Annotated in this window: 20 protein-coding genes and 1 tRNA gene; 14 read left to right on the forward strand and 7 right to left on the reverse strand. The window is 68.1% G+C overall.

Annotated features, from left to right (window positions below):
- The first annotated feature begins 164 nt into the window (after positions 1-164).
- On the forward strand, positions 165-1,643 hold the full coding sequence (locus FHR38_RS14410; protein WP_184535154.1) for a glutamate-cysteine ligase family protein: 1,479 nt from the start codon (positions 165-167) through the stop codon (positions 1,641-1,643).
- Here the strand turns inward: FHR38_RS14410 and FHR38_RS14415 are convergent.
- Positions 1,640-2,338, reverse strand: coding sequence for a pentapeptide repeat-containing protein (locus FHR38_RS14415; protein WP_184535155.1), 699 nt, complete (start codon positions 2,336-2,338; stop codon positions 1,640-1,642). The genes FHR38_RS14410 and FHR38_RS14415 overlap by 4 nt on opposite strands.
- Before the next feature lie 155 nt (positions 2,339-2,493).
- On the opposite strand from FHR38_RS14415, the gene FHR38_RS14420 reads away from it, so the two are divergent.
- Together FHR38_RS14420 and FHR38_RS14425 are read left to right on the forward strand one after the other, a co-directional pair.
- Entirely contained in the window at positions 2,494-3,186 is a 693-nt protein-coding gene (locus FHR38_RS14420; RefSeq protein ID WP_184535156.1) for a PASTA domain-containing protein, read from the forward strand.
- Positions 3,187-3,287: 101 nt separating this feature from the next.
- Positions 3,288-4,154: a Stk1 family PASTA domain-containing Ser/Thr kinase gene (locus tag FHR38_RS14425; RefSeq protein WP_184535157.1), complete on the forward strand. Its 867-nt coding sequence runs from the start codon at positions 3,288-3,290 to the stop codon at positions 4,152-4,154.
- Between the two features lie 19 nt (positions 4,155-4,173).
- Here the strand turns inward: FHR38_RS14425 and FHR38_RS14430 are convergent, their stop codons facing one another.
- Positions 4,174-4,500 (reverse strand): hypothetical protein, encoded by a 327-nt coding sequence (locus FHR38_RS14430; RefSeq protein ID WP_184535158.1) that lies wholly within the window; start codon positions 4,498-4,500, stop codon positions 4,174-4,176.
- A 582-nt stretch (positions 4,501-5,082) separates the two neighbouring features.
- On the opposite strand from FHR38_RS14430, the gene FHR38_RS14435 reads away from it, so the two are divergent.
- From FHR38_RS14435 to FHR38_RS14445, 3 genes are all read left to right on the forward strand, one after another.
- Positions 5,083-5,964: a helix-turn-helix domain-containing protein gene (locus tag FHR38_RS14435; protein ID WP_184535159.1), complete on the forward strand. Its 882-nt coding sequence runs from the start codon at positions 5,083-5,085 to the stop codon at positions 5,962-5,964.
- A complete protein-coding gene (locus FHR38_RS14440; RefSeq protein ID WP_376771479.1) occupies positions 5,943-6,155 on the forward strand; it encodes a DUF397 domain-containing protein in 213 nt (70 codons plus the stop codon). The genes FHR38_RS14435 and FHR38_RS14440 overlap by 22 nt, the downstream gene beginning before the upstream one ends.
- 212 nt (positions 6,156-6,367) lie before the next feature.
- On the forward strand, positions 6,368-6,799 hold the full coding sequence (locus tag FHR38_RS14445) for a hypothetical protein (RefSeq protein ID WP_184535161.1): 432 nt from the start codon (positions 6,368-6,370) through the stop codon (positions 6,797-6,799).
- Here FHR38_RS14445 and FHR38_RS14450 read toward each other — a convergent pair.
- Complete coding sequence (locus FHR38_RS14450) at positions 6,764-7,402, reverse strand: hypothetical protein (protein WP_312882137.1); 639 nt, start codon at positions 7,400-7,402, stop codon at positions 6,764-6,766. The genes FHR38_RS14445 and FHR38_RS14450 overlap by 36 nt on opposite strands.
- A 217-nt stretch (positions 7,403-7,619) precedes the next feature.
- Here FHR38_RS14450 and FHR38_RS14455 point away from each other — a divergent pair, with 217 nt between their 5' ends.
- The gene (locus FHR38_RS14455; protein WP_184535162.1) at positions 7,620-9,482 is read left to right on the forward strand and encodes a S8 family peptidase; all 1,863 of its coding nucleotides are present in this window, start codon (positions 7,620-7,622) and stop codon (positions 9,480-9,482) included.
- Positions 9,483-9,651: 169 nt separating this feature from the next.
- On the opposite strand, the gene FHR38_RS14460 is transcribed toward FHR38_RS14455, so the two are convergent.
- The 3 genes from FHR38_RS14460 to FHR38_RS14470 all read right to left on the reverse strand — a co-directional run bounded on the left by FHR38_RS14460 (position 9,652) and on the right by FHR38_RS14470 (position 11,918).
- The gene (locus tag FHR38_RS14460) at positions 9,652-10,458 is read right to left on the reverse strand and encodes a WecB/TagA/CpsF family glycosyltransferase (RefSeq protein ID WP_184535163.1); all 807 of its coding nucleotides are present in this window, start codon (positions 10,456-10,458) and stop codon (positions 9,652-9,654) included.
- Between the two features lie 175 nt (positions 10,459-10,633).
- A complete protein-coding gene (locus FHR38_RS14465; RefSeq protein WP_184535164.1) occupies positions 10,634-11,707 on the reverse strand; it encodes an NAD-dependent epimerase/dehydratase family protein in 1,074 nt (357 codons plus the stop codon).
- A 125-nt stretch (positions 11,708-11,832) separates the two neighbouring features.
- A tRNA-Leu gene (locus FHR38_RS14470) sits at positions 11,833-11,918 on the reverse strand.
- Positions 11,919-12,159: 241 nt separating this feature from the next.
- Here FHR38_RS14470 and FHR38_RS14475 point away from each other — a divergent pair.
- From FHR38_RS14475 to pknB, 7 genes are all read left to right on the forward strand, one after another.
- Positions 12,160-12,942 carry an FHA domain-containing protein gene (locus tag FHR38_RS14475; protein WP_184535165.1) on the forward strand — a complete coding sequence of 261 codons (783 nt, stop codon included), beginning with the start codon at positions 12,160-12,162 and terminating at the stop codon, positions 12,940-12,942.
- A gap of 4 nt (positions 12,943-12,946) precedes the next feature.
- A complete protein-coding gene (locus FHR38_RS14480) occupies positions 12,947-13,426 on the forward strand; it encodes an FHA domain-containing protein FhaB/FipA (RefSeq protein ID WP_184535166.1) in 480 nt (159 codons plus the stop codon).
- A complete protein-coding gene (locus tag FHR38_RS14485; RefSeq protein WP_184535167.1) occupies positions 13,423-14,847 on the forward strand; it encodes a PP2C family protein-serine/threonine phosphatase in 1,425 nt (474 codons plus the stop codon). Before FHR38_RS14480 ends, FHR38_RS14485 begins: the two co-directional genes overlap by 4 nt.
- A 79-nt stretch (positions 14,848-14,926) precedes the next feature.
- Positions 14,927-16,372, forward strand: coding sequence for an FtsW/RodA/SpoVE family cell cycle protein (locus FHR38_RS14490; RefSeq protein ID WP_184539672.1), 1,446 nt, complete (start codon positions 14,927-14,929; stop codon positions 16,370-16,372).
- Entirely contained in the window at positions 16,369-17,871 is a 1,503-nt protein-coding gene (locus FHR38_RS14495) for a penicillin-binding transpeptidase domain-containing protein (protein ID WP_184535168.1), read from the forward strand. Before FHR38_RS14490 ends, FHR38_RS14495 begins: the two co-directional genes overlap by 4 nt.
- A 1-nt stretch (position 17,872) precedes the next feature.
- Positions 17,873-19,312 carry a serine/threonine-protein kinase gene (locus FHR38_RS14500; protein ID WP_184535169.1) on the forward strand — a complete coding sequence of 480 codons (1,440 nt, stop codon included), beginning with the start codon at positions 17,873-17,875 and terminating at the stop codon, positions 19,310-19,312.
- Positions 19,309-21,036 carry a Stk1 family PASTA domain-containing Ser/Thr kinase gene (gene pknB / locus FHR38_RS14505; protein WP_184535170.1) on the forward strand — a complete coding sequence of 576 codons (1,728 nt, stop codon included), beginning with the start codon at positions 19,309-19,311 and terminating at the stop codon, positions 21,034-21,036. The genes FHR38_RS14500 and pknB overlap by 4 nt, the downstream gene beginning before the upstream one ends.
- Positions 21,037-21,163: 127 nt before the next feature.
- On the opposite strand, the gene FHR38_RS14510 is transcribed toward pknB, so the two are convergent.
- Positions 21,164-21,814, reverse strand: coding sequence for an aminodeoxychorismate/anthranilate synthase component II (locus FHR38_RS14510; protein WP_184535171.1), 651 nt, complete (start codon positions 21,812-21,814; stop codon positions 21,164-21,166).
- Positions 21,815-21,817: the final 3 nt, after the last annotated feature.

The raw sequence follows: 21,817 nt of genomic DNA on the forward strand, positions 1-21,817 counted from the left end.
CTGACGTGCACCGAATGAAGTTGCGTGATCACCGCCTGCCTACAGGGCCCGTTTTGTCCCTGGCCGCAGGGCGGCCGCGCTTCTACCGTGTTAGTTCCACAGCACCGCTGGGTGGGTAGGGATCCGTCCAGCCGTTGACTTCGTGCTGTGCCGGGGAGGGCCACATGGGCAGGGACGTCTCGCGAAGTGCCTTCTCGCGGGAGGATCGCGTTCACTACCGGCAGAAGGTACGCCGGTGCCTGGACGTCTTCGCGCTGATGCTCGACGACTTCGGCTTCGACGCCGACCGCCCCACCACCGGTCTGGAAATCGAGCTCAACCTGGTCGACTCCGCCGCCGAACCCGTGATGCGGAACGCGGAGATCCTCGCCGACATCGCCGATCCGTTGTTCCAGAGCGAACTCGGCCGGTTCAACCTGGAACTCAATGCCCGACCGCGGCTCATCGAGGGGGCCGGGTTCGCCGACTACGAGCAGGACCTGGTGACCAGTCTCGGCCGGGCCGACGAGCGGGCGGCGAAGTCCGACGCCGGGATCGTGCTGATCGGCATCCTGCCCACCCTCACCTCCCGGCACCTGGTCGAGGGAAACCTCTCCACCGACAAGCGCTATCGGGTGCTCAACGAGCAGATCGTGGCGGCCCGGGGTGAGGACATCGAGATGGACATCCGGGGAGTCGAGCGGTTACAGACCTACACCGACTCCATCGCGCCGGAAGCGGCCTGCACCAGCGTGCAGTTCCATCTCCAGGTCTCGCCGGACACCTTCGCCAACTACTGGAACGCATCCCAGGCCATCGCCGGGGTCCAGGTAGCCATCGGGGCCAACTCGCCGTACCTCTACGGGCGACACCTGTGGGCCGAGACCCGGGTCGCCCTCTTCGAGCAGGCAACCGACACCCGGCCGGACGAGCTGAAGGCCCAGGGCGTACGTCCCCGGGTCTGGTTCGGCGAACGGTGGATAACATCGATCTTCGATCTGTTCGAGGAGAACGTCCGTTACTTCCCGCCGCTACTGCCCATCTGTGAAGACGAGGACCCGGTCGAGGTCCTGCACAACGGCGGAGTTCCCCAGTTGGGAGAGCTACGGCTGCACAACGGCACCGTCTACCGCTGGAACCGGCCGGTCTACGACATCATGAACGGTCGTCCGCACCTGCGGGTCGAAAATCGCGTGCTGCCGGCTGGCCCGACCGTGGTCGACATGCTCGCCAACGCTGCCTTCTACTTCGGACTGACCCGGGAGCTGGCCGAGGCCGACCGCCCGATCTGGAGCCAACTGACGTTCAGCGCCGCCGAGGAGAACTTCCACTCGGCAGCCCGTCGGGGCATGGACGCGACCGTCTACTGGCCGAGGCTCGGCGACGTACGCGTCAGCAACCTGGTCCTCGACGTGCTCCTGCCCCGGGCGGCGGTAGGGCTGGACCGGTTTGGTGTCGACCCCGATCACCGGGACCGGTTGCTCGGCATCATCGAGCAACGGTGCCGTACCGGGCGCAACGGTGCGGTGTGGCAGACCGAGTCGGTGTTCGCGGCCGAACAAGGCCGAGGCCTGGACCGCCCGGCGGCGCTGCATCACATGTTGCGCCGCTACCGCGAACTGCAGGCCACCAACGCCCCGGTGCACACCTGGCCGGTCGACTAGTCGTCCTCCTCGATGCGAATGCCCAGCGCACCGGCCAGGACATGGGACAGGGTGACCAGATCCTGGCGGGCCACGGCCGCGCCGGACATGCTGGTGACCCCACCGATTCCGGCTAGGGCGCAGTTCGTGAACCGGGCCCCGGCCATCCGGGCGTGGGAGAACTGCGCGCTGGTCAGGTCGCAGTCGACGAACGAGGCACCACGTAGGTCCGCGTTCTGGAAGTCCGCCTGGCCCAGGTTGCATCCCTGGAAGACCACGTGCTGGAAGGCGGTGAACCGGAACGACGAAAGGTCGAGTCGGCAGTCGGAGATCGTCACATCTCGTAAGGCGCCGTTGACCCAGTGCAGACCGGTCATCCGGGCCGTCGACAGTCGTACCCGGAACATCGACGACTTCTCGGCGCGGAGGTTTGCCAGGTTCGCATGCTCGAACAGGCAGTCGTCGAGCCGGGCCCCGTCGAGTTGGGTGCCGCTCAGGTCCGTCCCCTTCACCCGGCACTGGGTGAACTCCACCGAATCCGCGCGGCGTCCGGAGAGGTCGAGGTCGAAGAAGGCCAACCTTCGGTACGTCGCCTCGTCGGCCAGGTCGTGGTCCTCGACGGTGGCCAACTCCAGCGCCGAAGGCGGCTTCGGGGCGACCGGGTCACGGCGTGCCGGGAAGCCATTCGAACCAGGACGTGTCGACCGGGCGGACATAATCGCACGCTACCAAGATGCATCGGCGGTGCTCCGTCCGCCTGATCGCGCCGGTACCGGACGGCGTGCCCTCCGTCCGCTCAGCGGGGCGGGCCGTGCACCGGACGCGGGGAGACCCGTACGATCCGGTCATCGGAGGCGAGGCGGGAGTCGTAATGACTGACGGAAGCGGTAGCTGGGGTACGCCACCCGGAGGGCAGCCAGCCCGGTCTGGGCGGATGTCCCTGGTAGCCGGGAGCGTCGTCGCGATCGCGCTCTTCGCCACCGTCGGTGCGGTGGGCGGGTGGCTACTGGCCAAGTCCGAGCAGGACGACGTGCCGCTCGCAGGACAGACCACCCCCACGGTCGCACCACAGACGACCAGCGCGGCGAAACCGACCCAGCAGTCCGTGAAGCCCACCAACAAGCAGACCACCCCGCCCGCCGGGCAGGTCCTGATGCCCGATCTGGTCGGCCGGAACTTCAAGGATGTCCGGCAGGAGCTGCGTGCCCAGGGACTGAAATGGGCGTTCCACTTCGGGGGCGCGGGGCAGAACAGCAGTATTTCGAGCACTGTCCCCCTGGCCGGTGACCCGGTACGACCGGGCCGCGTCGTGCAGGTCTTCGTGATCGGCGAGGCGCCCCAGGTGGTCGTCCCGAACGTCGTCGGACTGAGCTGTCAACAGGCGGCGGCCAAGCTCGTCGATGCCGGGCTGGAGCCGAAGTACGCGAAGACCGACTCCGGCACGGTCACCAAGCAGAAGCCGGAGGCGGCGGCGGAGAAGCGGTGGAACGACCAGGTGCAGATCCACTGCGGCCAGGACGGCGAAGAGTCCGACGACGACACGCCTGAGTCGCCCACACCCTGATGGTCGGGCCGCGCACCACGCCGTACCGGTGAATCTCCCAGGCCGGGACAAGTTGCACGATTGTCGGCATCGGCCACCCGTGCGGTGGGAGAGTACGTGCTATGGCCGACGACCGTCAGCAGCCACCGGGCGACTCCGGAGACCGTGACGGCCAGGCGGCCCCCAACGACCGGGCGGGCCCCGGCGGCCAGGTAGACCCCAGCGGCCAGGTAGACCCCGACGAGTCGTTGGAGCAGACCGGCGAACTGCCCCGGGTTACCGGGACGGATGAGGCGAGCACCCAACCCGTTCCTCGCCCGGCGGAGCCGGGCGGGACCGCGCCGCTGCCGGCGCAGCACCCGCCGGCGGCTTCGGTGCACCATCCGCCGGCGGCTCCAGCGCAGCAACCGCCGAGGCCGTGGTCGGGCCGGGCCGAGGTGCCGGCGGGCATCCGAGGCGGTGCACCCCCGGACTGGTACGACGAGGTCGACTACGACAACGGCCGCTGGTGGATGCCGATCCTGCTCGGTGTCATAGCGTTGTTCCTCCTCGCGGTCCTCGGCTTCGGTGTCTGGCTCATCGTCCAGGCAAGTCAGGGTGGTCCAGCGTCCGGACCACGCCCGGTCCCCACACCGTCAGCAACCTCGGCGCCGTCACCTGCCCCGCAGGGCAGCCCCACACCGTCGCCGTCGACCACCACCCAGACCCCCACGACCCGTACCACTCCACCGGGCGCGGTGCCCATGCCGATCCTGGTCGGTCTGCCCGAGGCGGTGGCGCGGGAGGTACTCGACCAACTCGGGTTGACGTACCAGATCCGGTTCCGTACGGGCAGCGGCTGGCCCTCGGGCACGGTGATCGAGACCGATCCTCGTGCCGGCACCCCTGTGCTTCCGAATCAGCGGGTCACCCTGGTGGTCGCCGAGTCGCCGTCGCCGTCTGCGGCGACCACCCGCCCTGGGCGTCCGACCGTGCGGCCGACCCGCTGACATCGGCAGATCGGGCAGGCTAGCCCACCTGTACGGGATGTCGCGCCGCCGACTGTCGTACCGTCGGGGTCCGGGGCGCTGGCGGCCGGGGGCCCGGCTGCCGTACCACGGTCCGGCCAGCCGACGGGGCAGCGGCAGGTACGGTGTGCAGCCCGTCGAGCCGTACGAAGATCGAGCGACGGTCGACGGCTTCCCCGGCTGAATTGAGCTGGTATCCGTCGAGCCAGATCCAGCCACGGTAGGTGGGCCAGTCATGCGAGCGGATCACCCGGAAGAGGATTGGTGCGGCGAACTGCGCACTTGCCGAACGGGTCACTCGTAGCACATCACCGGAGCGGGGGAACACGGTTACTCCTGTCTGGACTAGCCGGCGGCGGCCGGCTGGAGCTGGCTGTTCAGGGAAGTGGGACCACCGACCGGGCACGCTGCACTGCCGGCCGCTCGTGATGTGGGACATTGGCCGGTCGATGCGCCGCGGCGGTTTTGGGCATGGCGCATCGACTCGACCAACATCCGTCAACTCCGGGACCGCGCCCGCCGCCATAGCTTCGTGGCGTACAGCGGCGGGGTCTGTTACCCCAGAGCGGGTCTGCCTCCTGTCATGGGTCCGGTGTGGCTGACCCGGTCGCTCCGGTGCAAAGCGAAATCACCCCTTCGATCGACCAGATCGGGACACTCTGTGACCCAAGCCATACGCACAGACTGCATCAATGGCTTGATCAATGCAAGTTGCAAGTTTGGCCGTGTGGTTACCGACCACAGGCGCTTGATGTCCGGCTTGCGTACCCGGCAGACTGGACGCCGCCCTGCCGCAGCGGCCCGGCCGGGGTGTGCCGGTTTCTCTCGCCGCGAAGTCATCGTCCGCCGCCTTCGATGGTCGCGCCTCGGCGGACGTCCACCGCATGCGCGATCGACCGGAGGTGACCCGGTGGCCGAGCGCCGGAGTCCGACTATTCGCCGACGTCGACTTGGTGCCGAGCTTCGGCGACTGCGCGAAGCGGCCGAAGTGACGATCGATGTGGTCGCGGAGCAGTTGGGCTGCTCCGCATCCAAGATCTCCCGGATCGAGACCGGACACACGTCGGCGACGCCCCGTGACGTCCGAGACATGCTCGGTATCTACGGCATCGTGGGCACCCAGAGCGAGGAACTGGTGCAGATCGCGCGCGAGGCGCGACAGAAGGGGTGGTGGCATCCCTTCAGCACCGTGCTGACCGGCGCGTACGTCGGGTTCGAGCAGGCTGCCTCCTCGCTACGGGCGTACGAGCAGCAGGTGGTGCCGGGCCTGCTCCAGACCGAGGAGTACGCCAAGGCGATGATCCGGGGCGCTCGGCCGGACATCACCGCCGAAGATGTCGAGCAACGGGTCCGTGTCCGTCAGACGCGTCAGTCGTTATTGAGCCAAGACGATCCGATTGACCTGTGGGTGGTGCTTGATGAGGCGGTGGTGAGCCGGCCGGTGGGCGGTGACGCTGTCATGTGCGCTCAGTTGGAGCGGCTGGTGGAAGCGGCCGACCTGCCGAACGTGACGATCCAGGTACTTCCTTTCGAGGCCGGGGCGCATGCCGGAATGGACGGCACGTTCTCGATCCTTGAATTTCCGGAACCGGGTGATCCGGACGTGGTGTATGCCGAAAACGCCACGGGCGGGCTCTTCCTTGAGAAGAGCGATGAACTGCAAAAATATTCATTTATCTTCGACTACATACGAGCGGCGGCGATCCGCCCGGAGGAATCCGTCGCTCTGCTGGCGAAGTTGGCAAAGGAGCCGTTGTGGAGACGCAGAAAATCGGGTTTCGAGTGGACCTGAGCCAGGCGAACTGGTTCAAGAGTTCACGGAGCGGACCCAACTGCGACAACTGCGTGGAGGTCGCGTTCGTGCCCGGCGCAATTGGGGTCCGCGATTCGAAGAACCCGACGGGGCCGGCGTTGCTCTTTACGCCGGAGGAGTGGGACGCATTTGTCGGCGGTGCCAAGGACGGCGAGTTCGACCTGCACTGACCGGTGCTTGTGGCACCAATAGCCAATTGATGAGCGTGGTCATCAGCCCGGTAGTGGACGGGCGGGTGGCCACGTTCTTCGTGTATCACGCCGATGCGGAACGTCGACTCGTGTCGTTGCTGGCCCCGCCTCCCGTCGTTGTACGTGGCGGACGGCAGAGGCCGCTCCGCAACAGCCGTACGGTTCGCAATCGAGCGAGGCAGGCGAGACAGATGACCATGGAGCAGGAGAACCTGGGCAACGGGTCGGGCAAGCCGGAACGGTTCGGTGGTAAATACCGGGGAGCCCGACGTAACGGCCCGCTGGTGGACGAGCTGTCCGCCGGCGACGACCTGGATCAGCGCGATCCTGGAACGCCGGGTCTGGAGTTGGTGGACGCGCAGGGAACTCCGCCGTCCCTTCAGCCGCCCAGCCTTCCGTCCCTGGATCTGAGCGGGCTGACCGAGCCGGTGTTTCCCGCCGGAGGATGGTCGGACGGCCCGATCGAGTCGCTCGCCGACCATCCGCTGCTGCGCGGATTGCTGCTGGAGTTGCCGCCAAAGGGCACACTGCCCTCGCCGGTCTGGCTCGACCGCTGGTTCGAAGCAGCCAGGTCCATTCTGGAACTGCTATACGTGCAGGACACCTCCGGCCGCCCGAGGTGACCTCGGCCGAACCGTGACCACGGCCTCCGTCAGGCGGCTGTGCCGTAGGGCGTGCCGAACGCCGATGGTCGCCACCACGAGCACCGCCCCGGTGAGCACCAGGCCGATCAGGTTGGGGCCGGTGAGCGGGAGAAGATCAGCGGCGGTCGCAGCCACGGGCAGGGTCGCCAGGCCGGTGATCTGTATCGGAAGCGCGATCATCGGGTGTGCGGCTCCGGCCGTCAGCGCGGGTGCGGTCGGAGTGCCTGGTGCCGAGGCGAAGGCGGTCGCGCCGGTCCACAGCCGTCGCAGCCGCCGTACGCTTCCCAGCGCCACCACTGCGGCCGGAACCACGGGCAGTGCGAGACCGGCCATCGCCGCGTCGGTCGGAGCCTGCCTGGTCGTAACCAAATTCTGGCTGGTCGTTACCGGATCTTGGCTGGTCAGCGCTGCCGTGCCGAGTACGGCGAGGCCGACCAGACCGGTCAGGGTGAGCCCGGCCAACCACCCGGTACGGCGACGCATCGCCCGTGCCGTGGCTGGTCGGGGTAGTCCCTCGGCCACGATCCCGGCTGCCAACCAGAGGGCGGTGATCGCCAGCAGGGCGACGAGGTCGAGGTTCACGCACCTCAGCATCGTCCGGCCGGTCGTGCTACGGATCCGGGCTGAACCCGGTACGAACCCCCAGAGCCGACCCGTAGGGGCCATCCGCCGGTGATATATCAGGTTCGGCATCTATATTTGATGTTCATCTATTAGTAGCCTCGCCTTGATCGGTAATCGTAAGATCCTCCCGTCACAAGCGGATGGACAGTCGACCGATCGGAGGGGAGAGAGGGAGATGAATCTCCCAGGAAGGTACGTCCTCGTCGGGGTAGCCGCCCTGACAATGATGGCGGCGGCCACCCCGGCCGTCGCTGCGGAGCCCCAGGGCACGATCCTGAACGCCGGTGGTGCCACTGCCGTGGCCGACAGCTACATCGTCGTGCTCAAGGACAGTGCCGTGGCCAGCGCGCAGGTCGGCACGACAGCCAGCGCCCTGGTCAAGCAGTACGGCGGCTCGGTAGCCCGTACGTACACCTCGGCCCTGCGTGGCTTCGAGCTGAAGGTGGACGCCAAGTCCGCCGCTCGGATCGCGGCGCACCCATCGGTGTCGTACGTCGAGCAGAACCACACCGTGCAGCTCTCCGGCACCCAGACGAACCCCCCGTCCTGGGGTCTGGACCGGGTCGACCAGCGCAACCTGCCGCTGGACAGTTCGTACACGTACCCGAACACCGCGACCAACGTGCACGCGTACATCATCGACACGGGTGTGCGGTACACCCACACCGACTTCGGTGGCCGGGCCGTCAGCGGCTACGACGCGATCGACGGCGGCTCCGCCGACGACTGCCACGGTCACGGCACACACGTGGCCGGCACCGTCGGTGGCTCGGCGCACGGCCTGGCAAAGGGCGTGCAGATCGTCGGTGTACGGGTGCTCAACTGCCAGGGCAGCGGCACCAACGCGCAGGTCATCGGGGGCGTCGACTGGGTGACCGCGAACGCGGTCAAGCCGGCCGTGGCCAACATGAGCCTGGGCGGCGGCGCCAACACCGCCCTGGACAACGCGGTGGCCAACTCGATCAACGCGGGCATCACCTACGGCCTGGCCGCCGGCAACGACAGCGGTGCCAACGCCTGCAACACCTCACCGGCCCGTACCCCGGCCGCGATCACCGTCGGATCGACCACCAACACCGACGCCCGGTCGTCGTTCTCGAACATCGGCACCTGCCTGGACATCTTCGCGCCAGGCTCGTCGATCACCTCGGCCTGGGCAACCAGCGACACCGCCACCAACACCATCAGCGGTACGTCCATGGCCACCCCGCACGTGGTCGGCGCCGCCGCCCTCGTAGCGAGTGCCAACCCGGCGTGGACGCCGCAGCAGGTGCGCGACTACCTGGTCAACAACGCCACCAACAACGTGGTGACCAACCCGGGCACCGGCTCGCCGAACAAGCTGCTCTACGTCGTCAACGACGACACCCCGCCGCCGACCAACGACTTCTCCGTCTCGGTGTCGCCGACCTCCGGGTCGACCGCCCCGGGTGGATCGGTCACGGCGACCGTCAACACCGCCACCACCAACGGTTCCGCCCAGTCGTTGAACCTGTCGGCCAGCGGCCTGCCGGCCGGCGCGACCGCGTCGTTCAACCCCGCCACGGTCACCTCGGGCGGCTCGTCGACGCTGACCATCGCCACCACGGCGAGCACGCCGGCCGGGACCTACTCGGTCACCATCACCGGCACCGGTGCGTCGGCCACCCGGACGGCGACCTACACCCTGACCGTGACCGGCACCGGTGGCGGCTGCTTCGGCACCAACGGTACGGACGTGGCGATCCCGGATGGCGGTAGTGCGGTCACCAGCTCGATCGTCATCGCCGGTTGTGGGCGTAACGCCTCGGCCAGCTCGACGGTGGCGGTCAACATCGTGCACACCTACCGTGGCGACCTGGTCATCGACCTGCTCGCCCCGGACGGTTCGTCGTACCGGTTGAAGAACAGCAGCATCTTCGACGGTGCCGACAACGTCAACACCACCTACACGGTCAACCTCTCCTCGGAGGCGGCCGACGGCACCTGGCGGTTGCAGGTCCGTGACGTCTGGGGTGGCGACACCGGCTACATCAACACCTGGACCCTGACGCTGTAGCCAGCGGCTGGACCGGTTCCCGGGCCGGTGGCTGTACCTCACGAAGGTACGGCCACCGGACCCCGTCCATCCCGCGACCATCCGGGTTGATCGAGAGATTTACGTCGTGATCGGACCGCTTCGACGACGCAAATCTCCTGATCAACTTTGCGAGGGGGAGCCCCGTCGGTCAGACAGCGAAGGTGGTCGGGCGCTCGGTAGCCGGGGACGGCGGAGTGGCCTTCCAGAGCTTCGACTTCTGGGCGGTCAGCCGGGCGAGATAGGCCGGGTTGAGCACCATGTAGCGGTGCCAGAGGCGCTTCGGTTCCAGACCGAGCCGCCACAGCCATTCCAGCCCGGCGCGCTGCATCCACGGCGGCGGCTTGCGCAGCAGACCGGCGTGGTAGTCGAACGCGGCACCAACGGCCATCATCGGCATGTCCAGCAGCGGACGCATGGCGTGCGTGAAGATCTCCTGCCGGGGACAGCCCAGCCCGACCAGCACCAGCCGGGCACCCGAGGCCCGGATCCGATCGGCGATCTCCGCATCCTCACCCGGCTGCACCGAACGGAACTTCGACGACTCCACCCCGGCGACCTTCAGGGCCGGGAACATCCGCTCCAACGCCGGGATCAGCCGGGACAGGGTGTCGTCGGTGGAGCCGTACAGGTAGACCGGGAGCCCTTCCTCGGCGAACCGGGCGAGTACGCGCAGCGTCAACGTCGGCCCGTACACCCGGTCGGTAAGCCCGGCGCCGTGCAGCAGGTTGAGCGCCCAGCGCACCGGTTGGCCATCCGGGGTGACCAGGTCGAAGGAGTTGAGCCGAGCGTTGTGCGGGCGATCCAGCACCCCGGTCATCACGCCGTGCACGGCCAACGCGGTGAGCGCGAACGGCCGACGCTCCCGCCCGGCAGCCACCACCTGTTCGGTTGCGGCCTCGTAGTCCACCGCGTCAACCAACACGCCGAGCACATTGCGCTTACCCTTGGCGATCACGTCGCCTCCTCGCTGCGCTCGTCGTCGCCGTGATCTGGGTTGCTGAGCCAGCTGGTTCGCTCGCTTGCTCGCTCACGGCATCTCCTCGCTGCGCTCGTCGTCGCCGTGATCTGGGTTGCTGAGCCAGCTGGTTCGCTCGCGTTGCTCGCTCACGCCAACTCCTCGCTGCGCTCGCTCATGCCTGCGGGACCCACTTGTCCACGTTCGCCTCGTAGATCTCCTGGAGGATCATCGGCACGTCGTAGACCTGTTTCCAGTCCGGGTAGTCCCGCTGGAACGCCTCGTTGGAGCCGATCCACCACTGGTGGTCGCCGATCCGGTTGGCCTCGCGATACTCGGTGACCATCTCCACACCCGTGATCTTCTCGGCCAGAGCGAAGGCCTCCCGGTTGGAGACGTTCGAGTGCCGTCCACCACCCAGGTTGTAGACCGCTGCCGAGCGCGGGGCACGGAAGAACGCCTCGAACGCCGACACCACGTCCGAGCTGTGGATCGCGTCACGTACCTGCTTGCCCTGGTAGCCGAAGATGTTGTACGTCCGGCGCTCCATGTTGCAGCGCATCACGTACGCCAGGAAGCCGTGCAGTTCGGTCGCGGAGTGGGCGGGTCCGGTCAGTGTGCCGCCCCGGAAGCAGGCGGTCTTCATGTCGAAGTAGCGGCCGTACTCCTGCACCATCACGTCCGCGGCCACCTTCGAGGCACCGAAGACCGAGTGCAGGCAGGCATCGATCGACATGTCCTCTTTGATGCCGTTGTAGTACGGGTGGTCCGGCTCCAGCTCCCAGCGCGTCTCCAGCTCGACCAGCGGCAGCGAGTTGGGGCGGTCGCCGTAGACCTTGTTGGTCGAACAGTGGATGACCGGTGCCTCGATGCAGTGCTCGCGGACGTTCTGTAGGACATTCAGCGTCCCGCCGGCGTTCACGTCGAAGTCCGTGAACGGGTCGCGGACGGCCCAGTCGTGCGATGGCTGAGCAGCGGTGTGGATCACCACGGCGATGTCGCGGCCGTACCGCTGGAAGATTTTCGCCAGCGCGTTCCGGTCGCGGATGTCGATGCTGTGATGGGTGTACGCCCCGCCGAGGTCGTCGGTGAGTCGGGCCACGTTCCACGCCGTGGACGCCTCGGCACCGAAGAATTCCTGGCGCATGTCGTTGTCGATGCCCACCACGTCGAGGCCGAGGCCGGCGAAGTGCCGGACCGCCTCGGAACCGATCAAACCGCCTGATCCGGTTACCAACGCGACACTCACACGCCACTCCATGGGTCTGGGGCCGGAAACCATCGGAGCATAGCGCGCGGGCCATCGGGTCCTGGAGAAGGAAGGGGGCGGAACGGACGAAGGGCCCCGCGTTGCCGCGAGGCCCTTCGGTCAGCTGGTGGGGAAGGGGGGAGTTGAACCCCCACGCCCTTTCGGGCACACGGACCTGAACCGTGCGCGTCTGCCATTCCGCCACTCCCCCATGCGGTGCATGGTGAGGCCCACCTGCGCCCATGTCTGGCATGGGCATATCTAAACTTTTGTCCTGAACCTGCCCGTCGGCGGGTGCCTGGACATATTACGCTGTACCCTACTGCCGCTACGAGCGGATATCTCTCGCAGCGGAAGGAACATTAGCACGACTATCCCGGCCCCTCGAGGATGGGCCGGCAGCAGGCGGTCGAGCGGCGTGCGAGCTGCACGTGCGACGGCCGGATACCATCATGTCCTCGGGACCCGAGGAGGAGCCGGTGAGCGTGCTGCAACGCTTCGAGAAGCGTTTGGAAGGTCTGGTTGAGGGGGCCTTCGCAAAGGTGTTCAAGGGTGTTGTCCACCCTGTGGAGATCCTCAACGCGATGCAGCGGGAGGCGGAGGCGCACAAGGCGATCCTGGCCGGCGGGCGCACTCTCGTACCCAACCGCTACGTGATCGATCTCTCGCCGTACGACCATAGCCGGCTCGCGCCATACGCGGCGGCACTGGCCCAGGAACTGGCCCAGTCCCAGGCGGAGTTCATCGGCGAGCAGGCGTGGACGGTCTACGGCGACGTGATCGTCGAGATCGAGCGCGGGGACGGACTCGACACCGGCATGTTCCGGGTCACCGCCGAGGTCTACACCGGTGGCGAGGTGGCACCGGCGCAGCCGGCCTACGACGCTCCCGGTGGTTATCCGCACTACGACCAGGGTGGCGGCTACGGTCCTCCCCCTGGTCACGGCGGTGGCCGCAACATCCGTCTGGTCTCTGGCGACGGACGGACTTACCCTCTGCAGATGGGTTCCACCGTGATCGGCCGGGGCGACCAGGCCAATCTCCGCCTGCCCGACGTCGGCATCTCGCGCCGACACGCCAGACTCGACTTCGACGGTTCCCAGGTGGTGCTCACCGATCTGGGCTCGACCAACGGCACCATGGTCAACGGCCAGCGCGTCTCGGCCGTGGCGCTCAACCCCGGTGACATGATCCAGCTCGGGACGACCACCCTCACGTTCCGAGTGGACGGCTAACACCTTGCCCCCTTTCGTCATCACTGTCGCGCGTTTCGGGTTCATCATCCTGCTGTGGATCTTCGTATTCACGGTGGTCGGCGTGATCCGCCGGGATCTCTTCGCCGGAGCCAGATCCAGTCGTCTCGTCGCCGCACCGCGGGTCGGGGCGTCACTGGTGCACGGAAAGCCGGCAAAGGTGAAGAAGGGGCGGGCGGCGCGTCAGCTCGTCGTCACCGCCGGCCAGTTGGCCGGTACCCGGATCACGCTCGGCGAAGCGCAGATCACCATCGGCCGCGCGGAGGATTCCACCCTCGTCATCACCGACGACTACGCCTCGGCCCGGCACGCACGGCTGGTGCCCCGGGCTGGACAGTGGTTCGTCGAGGATCTCGGCTCGACTAACGGCACCTATCTCGATCGCGCTAAGGTCACCGGACCAACCCCCGTCCCCCTCGGCGTGCCGATTCGAATCGGCCGCACTTCTCTCGAATTACGGCCATGACTCTGACCCTGCGCTATGCGGCCCACAGCGACCGCGGTCTACTTCGAGACGGTAACCAGGATTCCGTCTACGCCGGACCGCGGCTTCTCGCCGTCGCCGACGGCATGGGCGGCATGGCCGCCGGTGACGTCGCCAGCAACATCGTCATCGGTGCGATGGCCCCGCTCGACGAGGACGTCCCTGGGGACGCGCTCGTCGATGCGCTCCGGTCTGCCGTCGACACCGCCAACCAACAACTACGCGACACCGTGGACGCCAACCCTCAGATGGAGGGGATGGGCACCACCCTGACGGCGATCCTGTTCTCCGGCAGCAAGATCGGCATGGTGCACATCGGCGATTCGCGGGCGTACCTGCTGCGCGACGGCGAGTTCGCCCAGATCACCAAGGACGACACCTACGTCCAGATGCTTGTGGACGAGGGACGGATCAGCGCGGAGGAGGCCAGCAGCCACCCGCAGCGGTCGCTGCTGACCCGGGCACTCGATGGTCGCGACATCGACCCGGAATACTCCGTCCGTCAGGTGCGCCCGGGTGACCGCTATCTGATCTGTAGTGATGGTCTTTCCGGCGTCGTCAGTGCCGAGACCATCGCGGACACCATGCGGGAGCTCCGGGACCCCCGCGAGTGCGTCGAGCGGCTGGTGAAGCTCGCACTCCGGGGCGGTGGGCCCGACAACATCACCGTCGTCATCGCCGACGCCACGGATCAGGACATCGTGGAGGCGGCACCGATCGTGGGCGGTGCGGCGGCCCGGGACCGGGGGATGGCGACCTCGGCCGACCAGTCGACGCCGGCTGCCCGAGCCTCTGCCCTCTCCGCGCCTCGGCCAGCCAGCCCTGAGCCGCCGGACACGGCGGATGGTCCCGAAGACGAGGAAGCCCCCCGTCGGCATCCGGTACGGGTCGCCGCGATCGTGGTCGTGGTCCTGGCTCTTCTCGGTGGCGGGCTCTGGTTCGGCTGGAGCTACAGTCAGCGGCAGTACTACGTGGGGGCCACCGAGGACGGTCAGTTGGCGGTGTTCCGGGGCGTTCCCGGCGAGATCGCCGGGCTGAGCCTCTCCAGTGTGCACACCACCAGCGACGCCACGCTCGACGACCTGACCGCTGCCGCGCAGGAACAGGTCAAACAAGGCATCCAGGCAAAGAACGAACCCGATGCCGAGCGCCGGCTCGCCGAGTTGACCAACGACGATCCGAGCAACCCCAACCTCAAGCCGACCTGTCCGCCGAGCCATGTCCCGGGCACCGGTCAACCCACCACGACCCCCGGCACCGCCGCGACCGTCGACCCGACAGTCGGTCCGTCGTCGAGCAGTAGCCGATCCGCCACCCCCACCCCGGCACACTCACCAGAAGCTCTCCCCTCCGACACGATCCCGCCGGTTACCGACCCGGCGGGATGTCGGTCGGTGGACTGAGCATCAGTCCCGACGATCCGAGGTATCGATTGTGACCGCTCCGGCCGGACCGGCGGCCTCGCCCGTGCCCACGGGCGAGATGCCGCGCGTCCGGCTGTCCAGGTCCCGGCGAAACTCCGAACTGGCGCTGTTGTTGATGGCCATGGCGCTGGTGATGGCCTACTCGGCCACGGTCGAGGCAAACCTCTTCGACACGGTCACGGCCGACTTCTGGGTGCCGACCGCGCTACTGACCGCACTCTTCCTCGGCCTGCACCTGGTGATCCGGTTCCTGGCCCCGTACGCCGATCCGGTGCTGGTGCCGGCGGTCGCCCTGCTCAACGGGCTCGGGGTGGCGTTCCTGCGCCGGATCGACCTGGCCAAGGCCGACCCGGAGGAGCGCCCGGACTTTCCGATCTTCGCGGGGATCGGGGGCACCCAGCTGACCTGGACGCTGATCGCGATCGTCCTCGCCGCCGGGCTGCTGTTCATCATCCGGGACCACCGGTCGGTCTCCCGGTACGCGTACACCCTGGGCCTGGCCGGCATCGTGCTGGTGATGATCCCGGCGGTGCTGCCCCGGGCGTACTCCGAGATCAACGGTGCCAAGCTGTGGATCCTGATCGGTGGTTTCTCCATCCAGCCCGGCGAGTTCGCTAAGCTGGCCCTGCTGGTCTTCTTCGCCTACTACCTGGTGCGTAAGCGCGAGGTGCTGTCGCTGGCGAGCCGACGCTTTCTCGGCATCGACTTCCCCCGAGGCCGCGACCTCGGCCCGGTTCTCGTCGTCTGGGTGATCAGCGTCCTGGTGCTGATCTTCGAGAAGGACCTCGGCACCTCGCTGCTCTACTTCGGCATGTTCGTGGTCACGCTCTACGTCGCCACCGAGCGGGTGAGTTGGCTGATCATCGGTCTGGTGCTCTTCTTCGGCGGGGCCTTCCTCGCCTACTTCCTCGGTGGCGCGTTCCCCAACAGCCCGTTCGCCAACTTCTACGTACGGGCCGAGATCTGGCTCAACCCGTTCGAAGACCCATACGAGAAGGGCTATCAACTGGTGCAGGGTTTGCTCGGCCTCGGCACGGGCGGCCTCTTCGGCACCGGTCCGGGCGGCGGTCAGCCGCTGAAGGTGCCCGAGGTGCAGAACGACTTCATCTTCGCCGGCATCGGTGAGGAGATCGGGTTGTTCGGGCTCTCCGCCCTGCTGGTGATCTACCTGCTGATCGTCGAGCGGGGCCTGCGGGCGGCGATCGCCGTACGGGACTCGTTCGGGAAGCTGCTCGCCGGTGGCCTCGCCTTCACCCTCGGGTTGCAGGTGTTCGTGATCGTCGGTGGGATCAGCGGGCTGATCCCACTGACCGGCCAGACCACTCCGTTCCTCTCCGCCGGTGGCTCCTCACTGATGGCCAACTGGCTCCTCATTGCCTTCCTGCTGCGGGTCTCCGATGCGGCGCGTCGGCCGGTGACCGGAGTCAGTCCCCGGCCGGACAACCGGCCAGCGGGGGTGCCGGAACAGCTGCACGGCGCTCCGACGGAGGTGATTCGACCGTGAACGCGCCATTACGCCGTGTCGGCGTGGTCGTCATGATCCTGTTCGGTCTGCTCTTCGCCAACCTCAACTGGGTGCAGGGCTACAAGGCCGACGAATACCGCACCAGCGACTACAACGGTCGGGTCCAGGTCGCCGAGTACGACCGCAAGCGCGGCAACATCGAGGTCGGCGGCACGGCCGTGGCGGTGAGCAAGGAGACCAGCGGAAACCTTAAGTTCCTGCGCACCTACCCCAAGGGCGACGCCTACGCGCACGTGCTGGGCTACCAGCCGGTCAACCTGGCGGCAGTCGGGATCGAGCGCAGCGAGAACGACTTCCTCGCCGGCAACAGCGACCAGCTCTTCGGCGACCGCGTGAAGGACCTCTTCACCGGCGAGCAGACCGCCGGCGGCAACGTGCTGTTGAGCCTGTCCCGTACCGCCCAGGAACGGGCGTTCACCGAACTGGCCAACAACCGGGCCGGGGCCAGCAAGGGCGCGGCGGTGGCGATCGACCCGAAGACCGGTGCCATCCAGGCCCTGGTCTCCATGCCGAGCTTCGATCCCAATCCGTTGACCAGCCACAGCAGCAAGGAGGCGGAGGCGGCCTACCAGAAGTTGGAGGCTGACAAGAACGGTCCGCTCAAGAATCGCGCGCTGGCCGAGACACTGCCGCCCGGCTCGACCTTCAAGGTGGTCGTCGCGGCGGCGGCCCTGGAGAACGGGTACACCAAGGACGGCATGATCCCGGCCGGACCGAGTTACCGTGCGCCCACCGCCGGTACGGACATCCGCAACGCCGTCCCGTCCATCTGCCCCGAGTCGCAGGTGACGCTGATCAACGCGCTCACCGAGTCGTGCAATACCGGATTCGCCCAGATCGGGGTCAACCTCGGCGCGGCGAAGATCAAGGAAAAGGCTCGGGAGTTCGGCTTCGAGCAGGAGAACCTGACCTGCGGTCGGCTCGACGAGGGCGGCCTGCCGGTGGCGGCCAGTCGTACCGGGGCGATGCAGAACCCGGACGGCAGCGAGGACAAGGCCGCGCTCGCCCAGTCGTCGATCGGGCAGAACAACGTCCGGATGACCCCCCTGGAAGGGGCGATGATCGCCGGAGCGGTGGCCAACGGTGGCACGCAGATGCGGCCCTACCTGGTGCAGAAGCTGCTCGGGCCGGACCGGACCACCACCCACTACACCGCCGTACCCCGCCAGCTACGCGAGTCGGTCAGCGGCCAGGTCGCCAGCGACCTGCGGGAGATGATGACCAGCGTCGTGCAGAACGGCACCGGCCGCAACGCTCGGATCAGCGGTTACACGGTCGGTGGCAAGACCGGTACGGCGGAATCCGGGGCACAGGTCGACGAGCACGGCTGGTTCATCGGTTTCGTGATGAAGGGCAACGAACCGATCTCCGCGGTGGCGGTCATGCTTGAGTCGACCGGCGACGGCGGTAGCGCGGAGGCTGCCCGGATCGCTGCCCAGATCATGCGCGCCGTAATCCAGGACCGGGGAGGCAAGTGAGATGCTCAGCCCTGGTGTCGAGCTCGGCAACCGGTATCGGCTCGACGAGCGGATCGCCAGTGGTGGCATGGGCGACGTGTGGCGCGGCACCGACCAGGTGCTCGGCCGTACGGTGGCGGTAAAGAGCCTGCTCCCCGCGCTGCTGGACGAGCCCGGCTTCGCCGAGCGGTTCCGCGGCGAGGCCCGCACCATGGCGACCATCAACCACCCGGGCGTGGTCGACGTCTACGACTTCGGCAGCGATCAGCAGATCGCCTTCCTGGTGATGGAGTACGTCGAGGGCGACGCCCTGTCCCGGACCCTGGGTCGGGTCGGTCGGCTCACCCCGGCCCGCACCATGGCGTTGATGGCCCAGGCGGCCGACGCCCTCCAGGCCGCCCACGACAAGGGCATCGTGCATCGGGACGTCAAGCCCGGCAACCTGCTGGTCCGGCCGAACGGCACGCTGGTCCTCACCGACTTCGGCATCGCCCGTTCGGACATGGTCGGGCAGCTCACCGCCGCCGGGTCGGTGCTCGGCACCGCGTCGTACATCTCACCCGAGCAGGCATCGGGCGCGACCGCGACTCCCGCTTCCGACGTGTACGCCCTCGGCGTGGTCGCCTACCAGTGCCTGGCCGGTCGACGGCCGTTCGAGGGCGACAACCCGCTCGAGATCGCGATGAAGCACGTTCGGGACCTGCCCCGGCCTCTGCCCGCCGACATCCCACCGGCCATCCGGGCCATCGTCGAACGTGCCCTGGCGAAGGATCCGGCGGCGCGCTGGCCGAGCGCTTCCGCGCTGGCGGCGGTCGCCCGCCAGGCGGCGGTGGCCAAGGCCGGACCGGCCCCGGTGGTGATACCGGCACAGCCCACCAGCCCACCGAGGTTCGGACCGGTCGGCGTGCCGCCCCGCCCCGGCATGGTCAGTGCTCCGCCGGCCCATCCCGGCCCCGGCGTCCCCGGCTCACCGGTGGCGGCCCCCGGCCACGGCCGGGCGGCACCACCGCGTCCACCGACGGCGGCGACCGGCATGCCGCCGCGACCCCCGATGACCCCAGCGGGACCTGTCTACCCGCCGGTCAGCCCGGTTGCCGGCGGTCAACCCCGGGGGGCCGCCGCCGTATCGTCCGTGCCGCGCCAGCCGACCCACCAGGGGTACGCTCGCCCGCCGGCCGCCGCACCGGCGGAGCCGGAGAGCGTCCTCAACCGACCATTGGTGGTCGTGCTCGTGATCGCGGTGGGCGTATTGGTGATGATCTGCGCGGGCGTGATTTCCTATCGGATGACGCAGGACGACGCTGCCATTGGTCAAGGCAACCGAAGCGTGTCGATGATGACGGCCAGGTTGCAGATGAGGAGCGAGGGCGACGGATCGCGGATTGAGCCGTACCGTCAGGTGGAGCGGGCCGCGCGTGCCGGCTGGGCGACGAGACTGAGCGAAGGACGAACGACGAGATGACTGCGCAGGCCCGCCTGCTGGGAGGCAGGTACCAGGTCGGCGAGCTGCTCGGCTATGGCGGCATGGCCGAGGTGCACCGAGGGCGCGACCTCAGACTCGGTCGGGACGTCGCCATCAAGATGCTGCGTACGGACCTCGCCCGGGATGCGACCTTCCAGATGCGGTTCCGGCGGGAGGCGCAGAACGCGGCGTCGCTCAACCACCCGGCGATCGTCGCCGTCTACGACACCGGCGAGGAGACCGCCCCCACCGGCGAGACGATTCCGTTCATCGTGATGGAGTTCGTCAACGGGCGCACGCTCAAGGAGGTGCTCGCCGCCGAGGGGCGGTTGATGCCCCGCCGGGTGATGGAGATCAGCGCGGACATCTGCGCCGCGCTGGAGTTCAGCCACCGGCACGGGATCATCCACCGGGACATCAAGCCCGGCAACGTGATGCTCACCCTGACCGGCCAGGTCAAGGTCATGGACTTCGGTATCGCCCGCGCGTTGGCCAGCGGTGCGACCACGATGACCCAGACGAGTGCGGTGATCGGCACCGCGCAGTACCTCTCGCCCGAGCAGGCGCGCGGTGAGGCGGTGGACGCCCGCTCCGATGTCTACGCCGCCGGTTGCGTGGTGTTCGAACTGCTCTGCGGTCACCCGCCGTTCGTCGGGGACAGCCCGGTCAGCGTGGCCTACCAGCATGTGCGGGAGGACCCGCCGACGCCGAGCAGTATCAACCCGGACATCACCCCGCCGATCGACGCGATCATCCTCAAGGCGCTGTCGAAGAACCCGCTCAACCGCTACCAGAGCGCCGGCGAAATGCGTGCCGACCTGCTCCGGGCCGCCACGGGGCGGCCGGTCATGGCGACGCCGGTCATGCAACACGACGAGACCGTGCCGATGGCCCCCTCCGGCGGGCGGTCGGCTGCCGGAGGTGCCGGCGGAGGGCGTCCCACCCCGCCCTCGGCTCGGGTGGGCGACGGCCGGCGGCGTACTCCGGCCTGGGTGATGGCCACGCTCAGCGGTCTCGGTGTGCTCGCGGTGATCGCCCTGGTAGCCGGTATCGTCCTCTCCAACCAGCCGAAGAATGTCACGGTGCCGACCGTGCTGGACATGTCGCGGGCCGACGCCATCGCCGAACTCACCAAGGCGAAGTTGCAGTACCAGGTCGGCGAGGAGGAGTTCACCTCCACCTGCAAGAAGGGGTTGGTGACCCGGCAGGACCCGCAGCCCAGCGAAGAGGTCGCCGAGCAGACCCCGGTCACCATCCGGGTCTGCGGTGGGGCGCCGCAGGTGAAGATCCCCGAGCTGGTCGGCGGGGAGTTCGACTTCGTGGAGGGCCAGCTCAAGGGCCTGAAGCTCAAGGTCACCCGCAAGGACGTGGAGAACGAGCGGCCAGAGGGCATCGTCGTGAAGCTCTCCCCGGCGCCCGGCGAGATGGTGGCCGAGAACACGGAGATCATCGTCGAGGTGTCCAAGGGCAACCTCAAGGCGGTACCGGACGTGGTCGACAAGACGGAGCAGGAGGCCAGGGCGGAACTGATCGCTGCCGGTTTCCGGGTGAGCGTGAAGTACCGGGACTCCAACAAGACCCCGGGTACGGTGCTCGACCAGAGCCCGAACGCCAATCAGAAGCGGCGTACCGGCACCGTCATCACGATCACCGTCGCTCGCGAGATGCAACCGAGCCAGGGGCCGAGTGGCACGCCGTCGGCGAGCCCACCGGCGGGCGGCTGATCCGGGCAGCCCGCCGGGCGGCTGAGCGAGTTAGCACGACGGGCGGCTGAGCCAGTCAGCGCGGCGGGCGGGCGGGCGGCGAGAGGGACCGTCGGCCCGCTCGGGGCGGGCGACGGTTGCGGCGTGGTCAGCCGGCGGCGAAGGCCGCCCGCCGCCGGGCGTCGACCTCGGCGGCCAGGGCGGGGGCTCGGTCCACCGCCGCCGGTAGGCCACAGCGGGCCAGCCAATTGGCCAGCATCAGATGCCCGCCCTCACTGAGCACCGACTCCGGGTGGAACTGCACCCCCTCGATCGGCAGGGTGCGGTGCCGCATCGCCATCACCACCCCGGACTCGGTCCAGCCGGTTACCTCGATCTCGTGCGGCAGGGTCGCCGGCAGGACGGTCAGCGAGTGGTAGCGGGTCGCCGTGAACGGATCGGGCAGGCCGGCAAGTATCCCGGCACCCTTGTGCCAGACCTGTGAGGTCTTGCCGTGTAGCAACTCGGGTGCCCGGTCCACCGTGCCGCCGAAGGCGGCACCGATGGCCTGGTGGCCGAGGCAGACCCCGAAGATCGGCAGCCTGCCACCGTACTCCCGGATCACGTCGAGGCAGATCCCGGCCCGTTCGGGCGTACCGGGCCCGGGTGAGAGCAGGATCCCGGCCACGTCCAGCCGATCGATCTCGTCGAGGCCGATCTCGTCGTTACGCCGTACGTCGCACTCCGCGCCGAGTTGGCCCAGGTACTGCACCAGGTTGAACACGAACGAGTCGTAGTTGTCGATCACCAGGACACGCATCGG

Source organism: Micromonospora polyrhachis, assembly GCF_014203835.1.
In the GTDB taxonomy this organism is placed as follows: Bacteria; Actinomycetota; Actinomycetes; order Mycobacteriales; family Micromonosporaceae; genus Micromonospora_H; species Micromonospora_H polyrhachis.

Bases quoted from the DNA above. Each gene is read 5' to 3' on its own strand.
- FHR38_RS14485 (WP_184535167.1), top strand. From the start codon at position 13,423: ATGACTCTGACCCTGCGCTATGCGGCCCACAGCGACCGCGGTCTACTT.
- pknB (WP_184535170.1), top strand. From the start codon at position 19,309: ATGACTGCGCAGGCCCGCCTGCTGGGAGGCAGGTACCAGGTCGGCGAG.
- FHR38_RS14415 (WP_184535155.1), bottom strand. From the start codon at position 2,338: ATGTCCGCCCGGTCGACACGTCCTGGTTCGAATGGCTTCCCGGCACGC.
- FHR38_RS14425 (WP_184535157.1), top strand. From the start codon at position 3,288: ATGGCCGACGACCGTCAGCAGCCACCGGGCGACTCCGGAGACCGTGAC.
- FHR38_RS14410 (WP_184535154.1), top strand. From the start codon at position 165: ATGGGCAGGGACGTCTCGCGAAGTGCCTTCTCGCGGGAGGATCGCGTT.
- FHR38_RS14500 (WP_184535169.1), top strand. From the start codon at position 17,873: ATGCTCAGCCCTGGTGTCGAGCTCGGCAACCGGTATCGGCTCGACGAG.
- FHR38_RS14510 (WP_184535171.1), bottom strand. From the start codon at position 21,814: ATGCGTGTCCTGGTGATCGACAACTACGACTCGTTCGTGTTCAACCTG.
- FHR38_RS14475 (WP_184535165.1), top strand. From the start codon at position 12,160: ATGTCCTCGGGACCCGAGGAGGAGCCGGTGAGCGTGCTGCAACGCTTC.
- FHR38_RS14455 (WP_184535162.1), top strand. From the start codon at position 7,620: ATGAATCTCCCAGGAAGGTACGTCCTCGTCGGGGTAGCCGCCCTGACA.
- FHR38_RS14445 (WP_184535161.1), top strand. From the start codon at position 6,368: ATGACCATGGAGCAGGAGAACCTGGGCAACGGGTCGGGCAAGCCGGAA.
- FHR38_RS14490 (WP_184539672.1), top strand. From the start codon at position 14,927: ATGCCGCGCGTCCGGCTGTCCAGGTCCCGGCGAAACTCCGAACTGGCG.
- FHR38_RS14420 (WP_184535156.1), top strand. From the start codon at position 2,494: ATGACTGACGGAAGCGGTAGCTGGGGTACGCCACCCGGAGGGCAGCCA.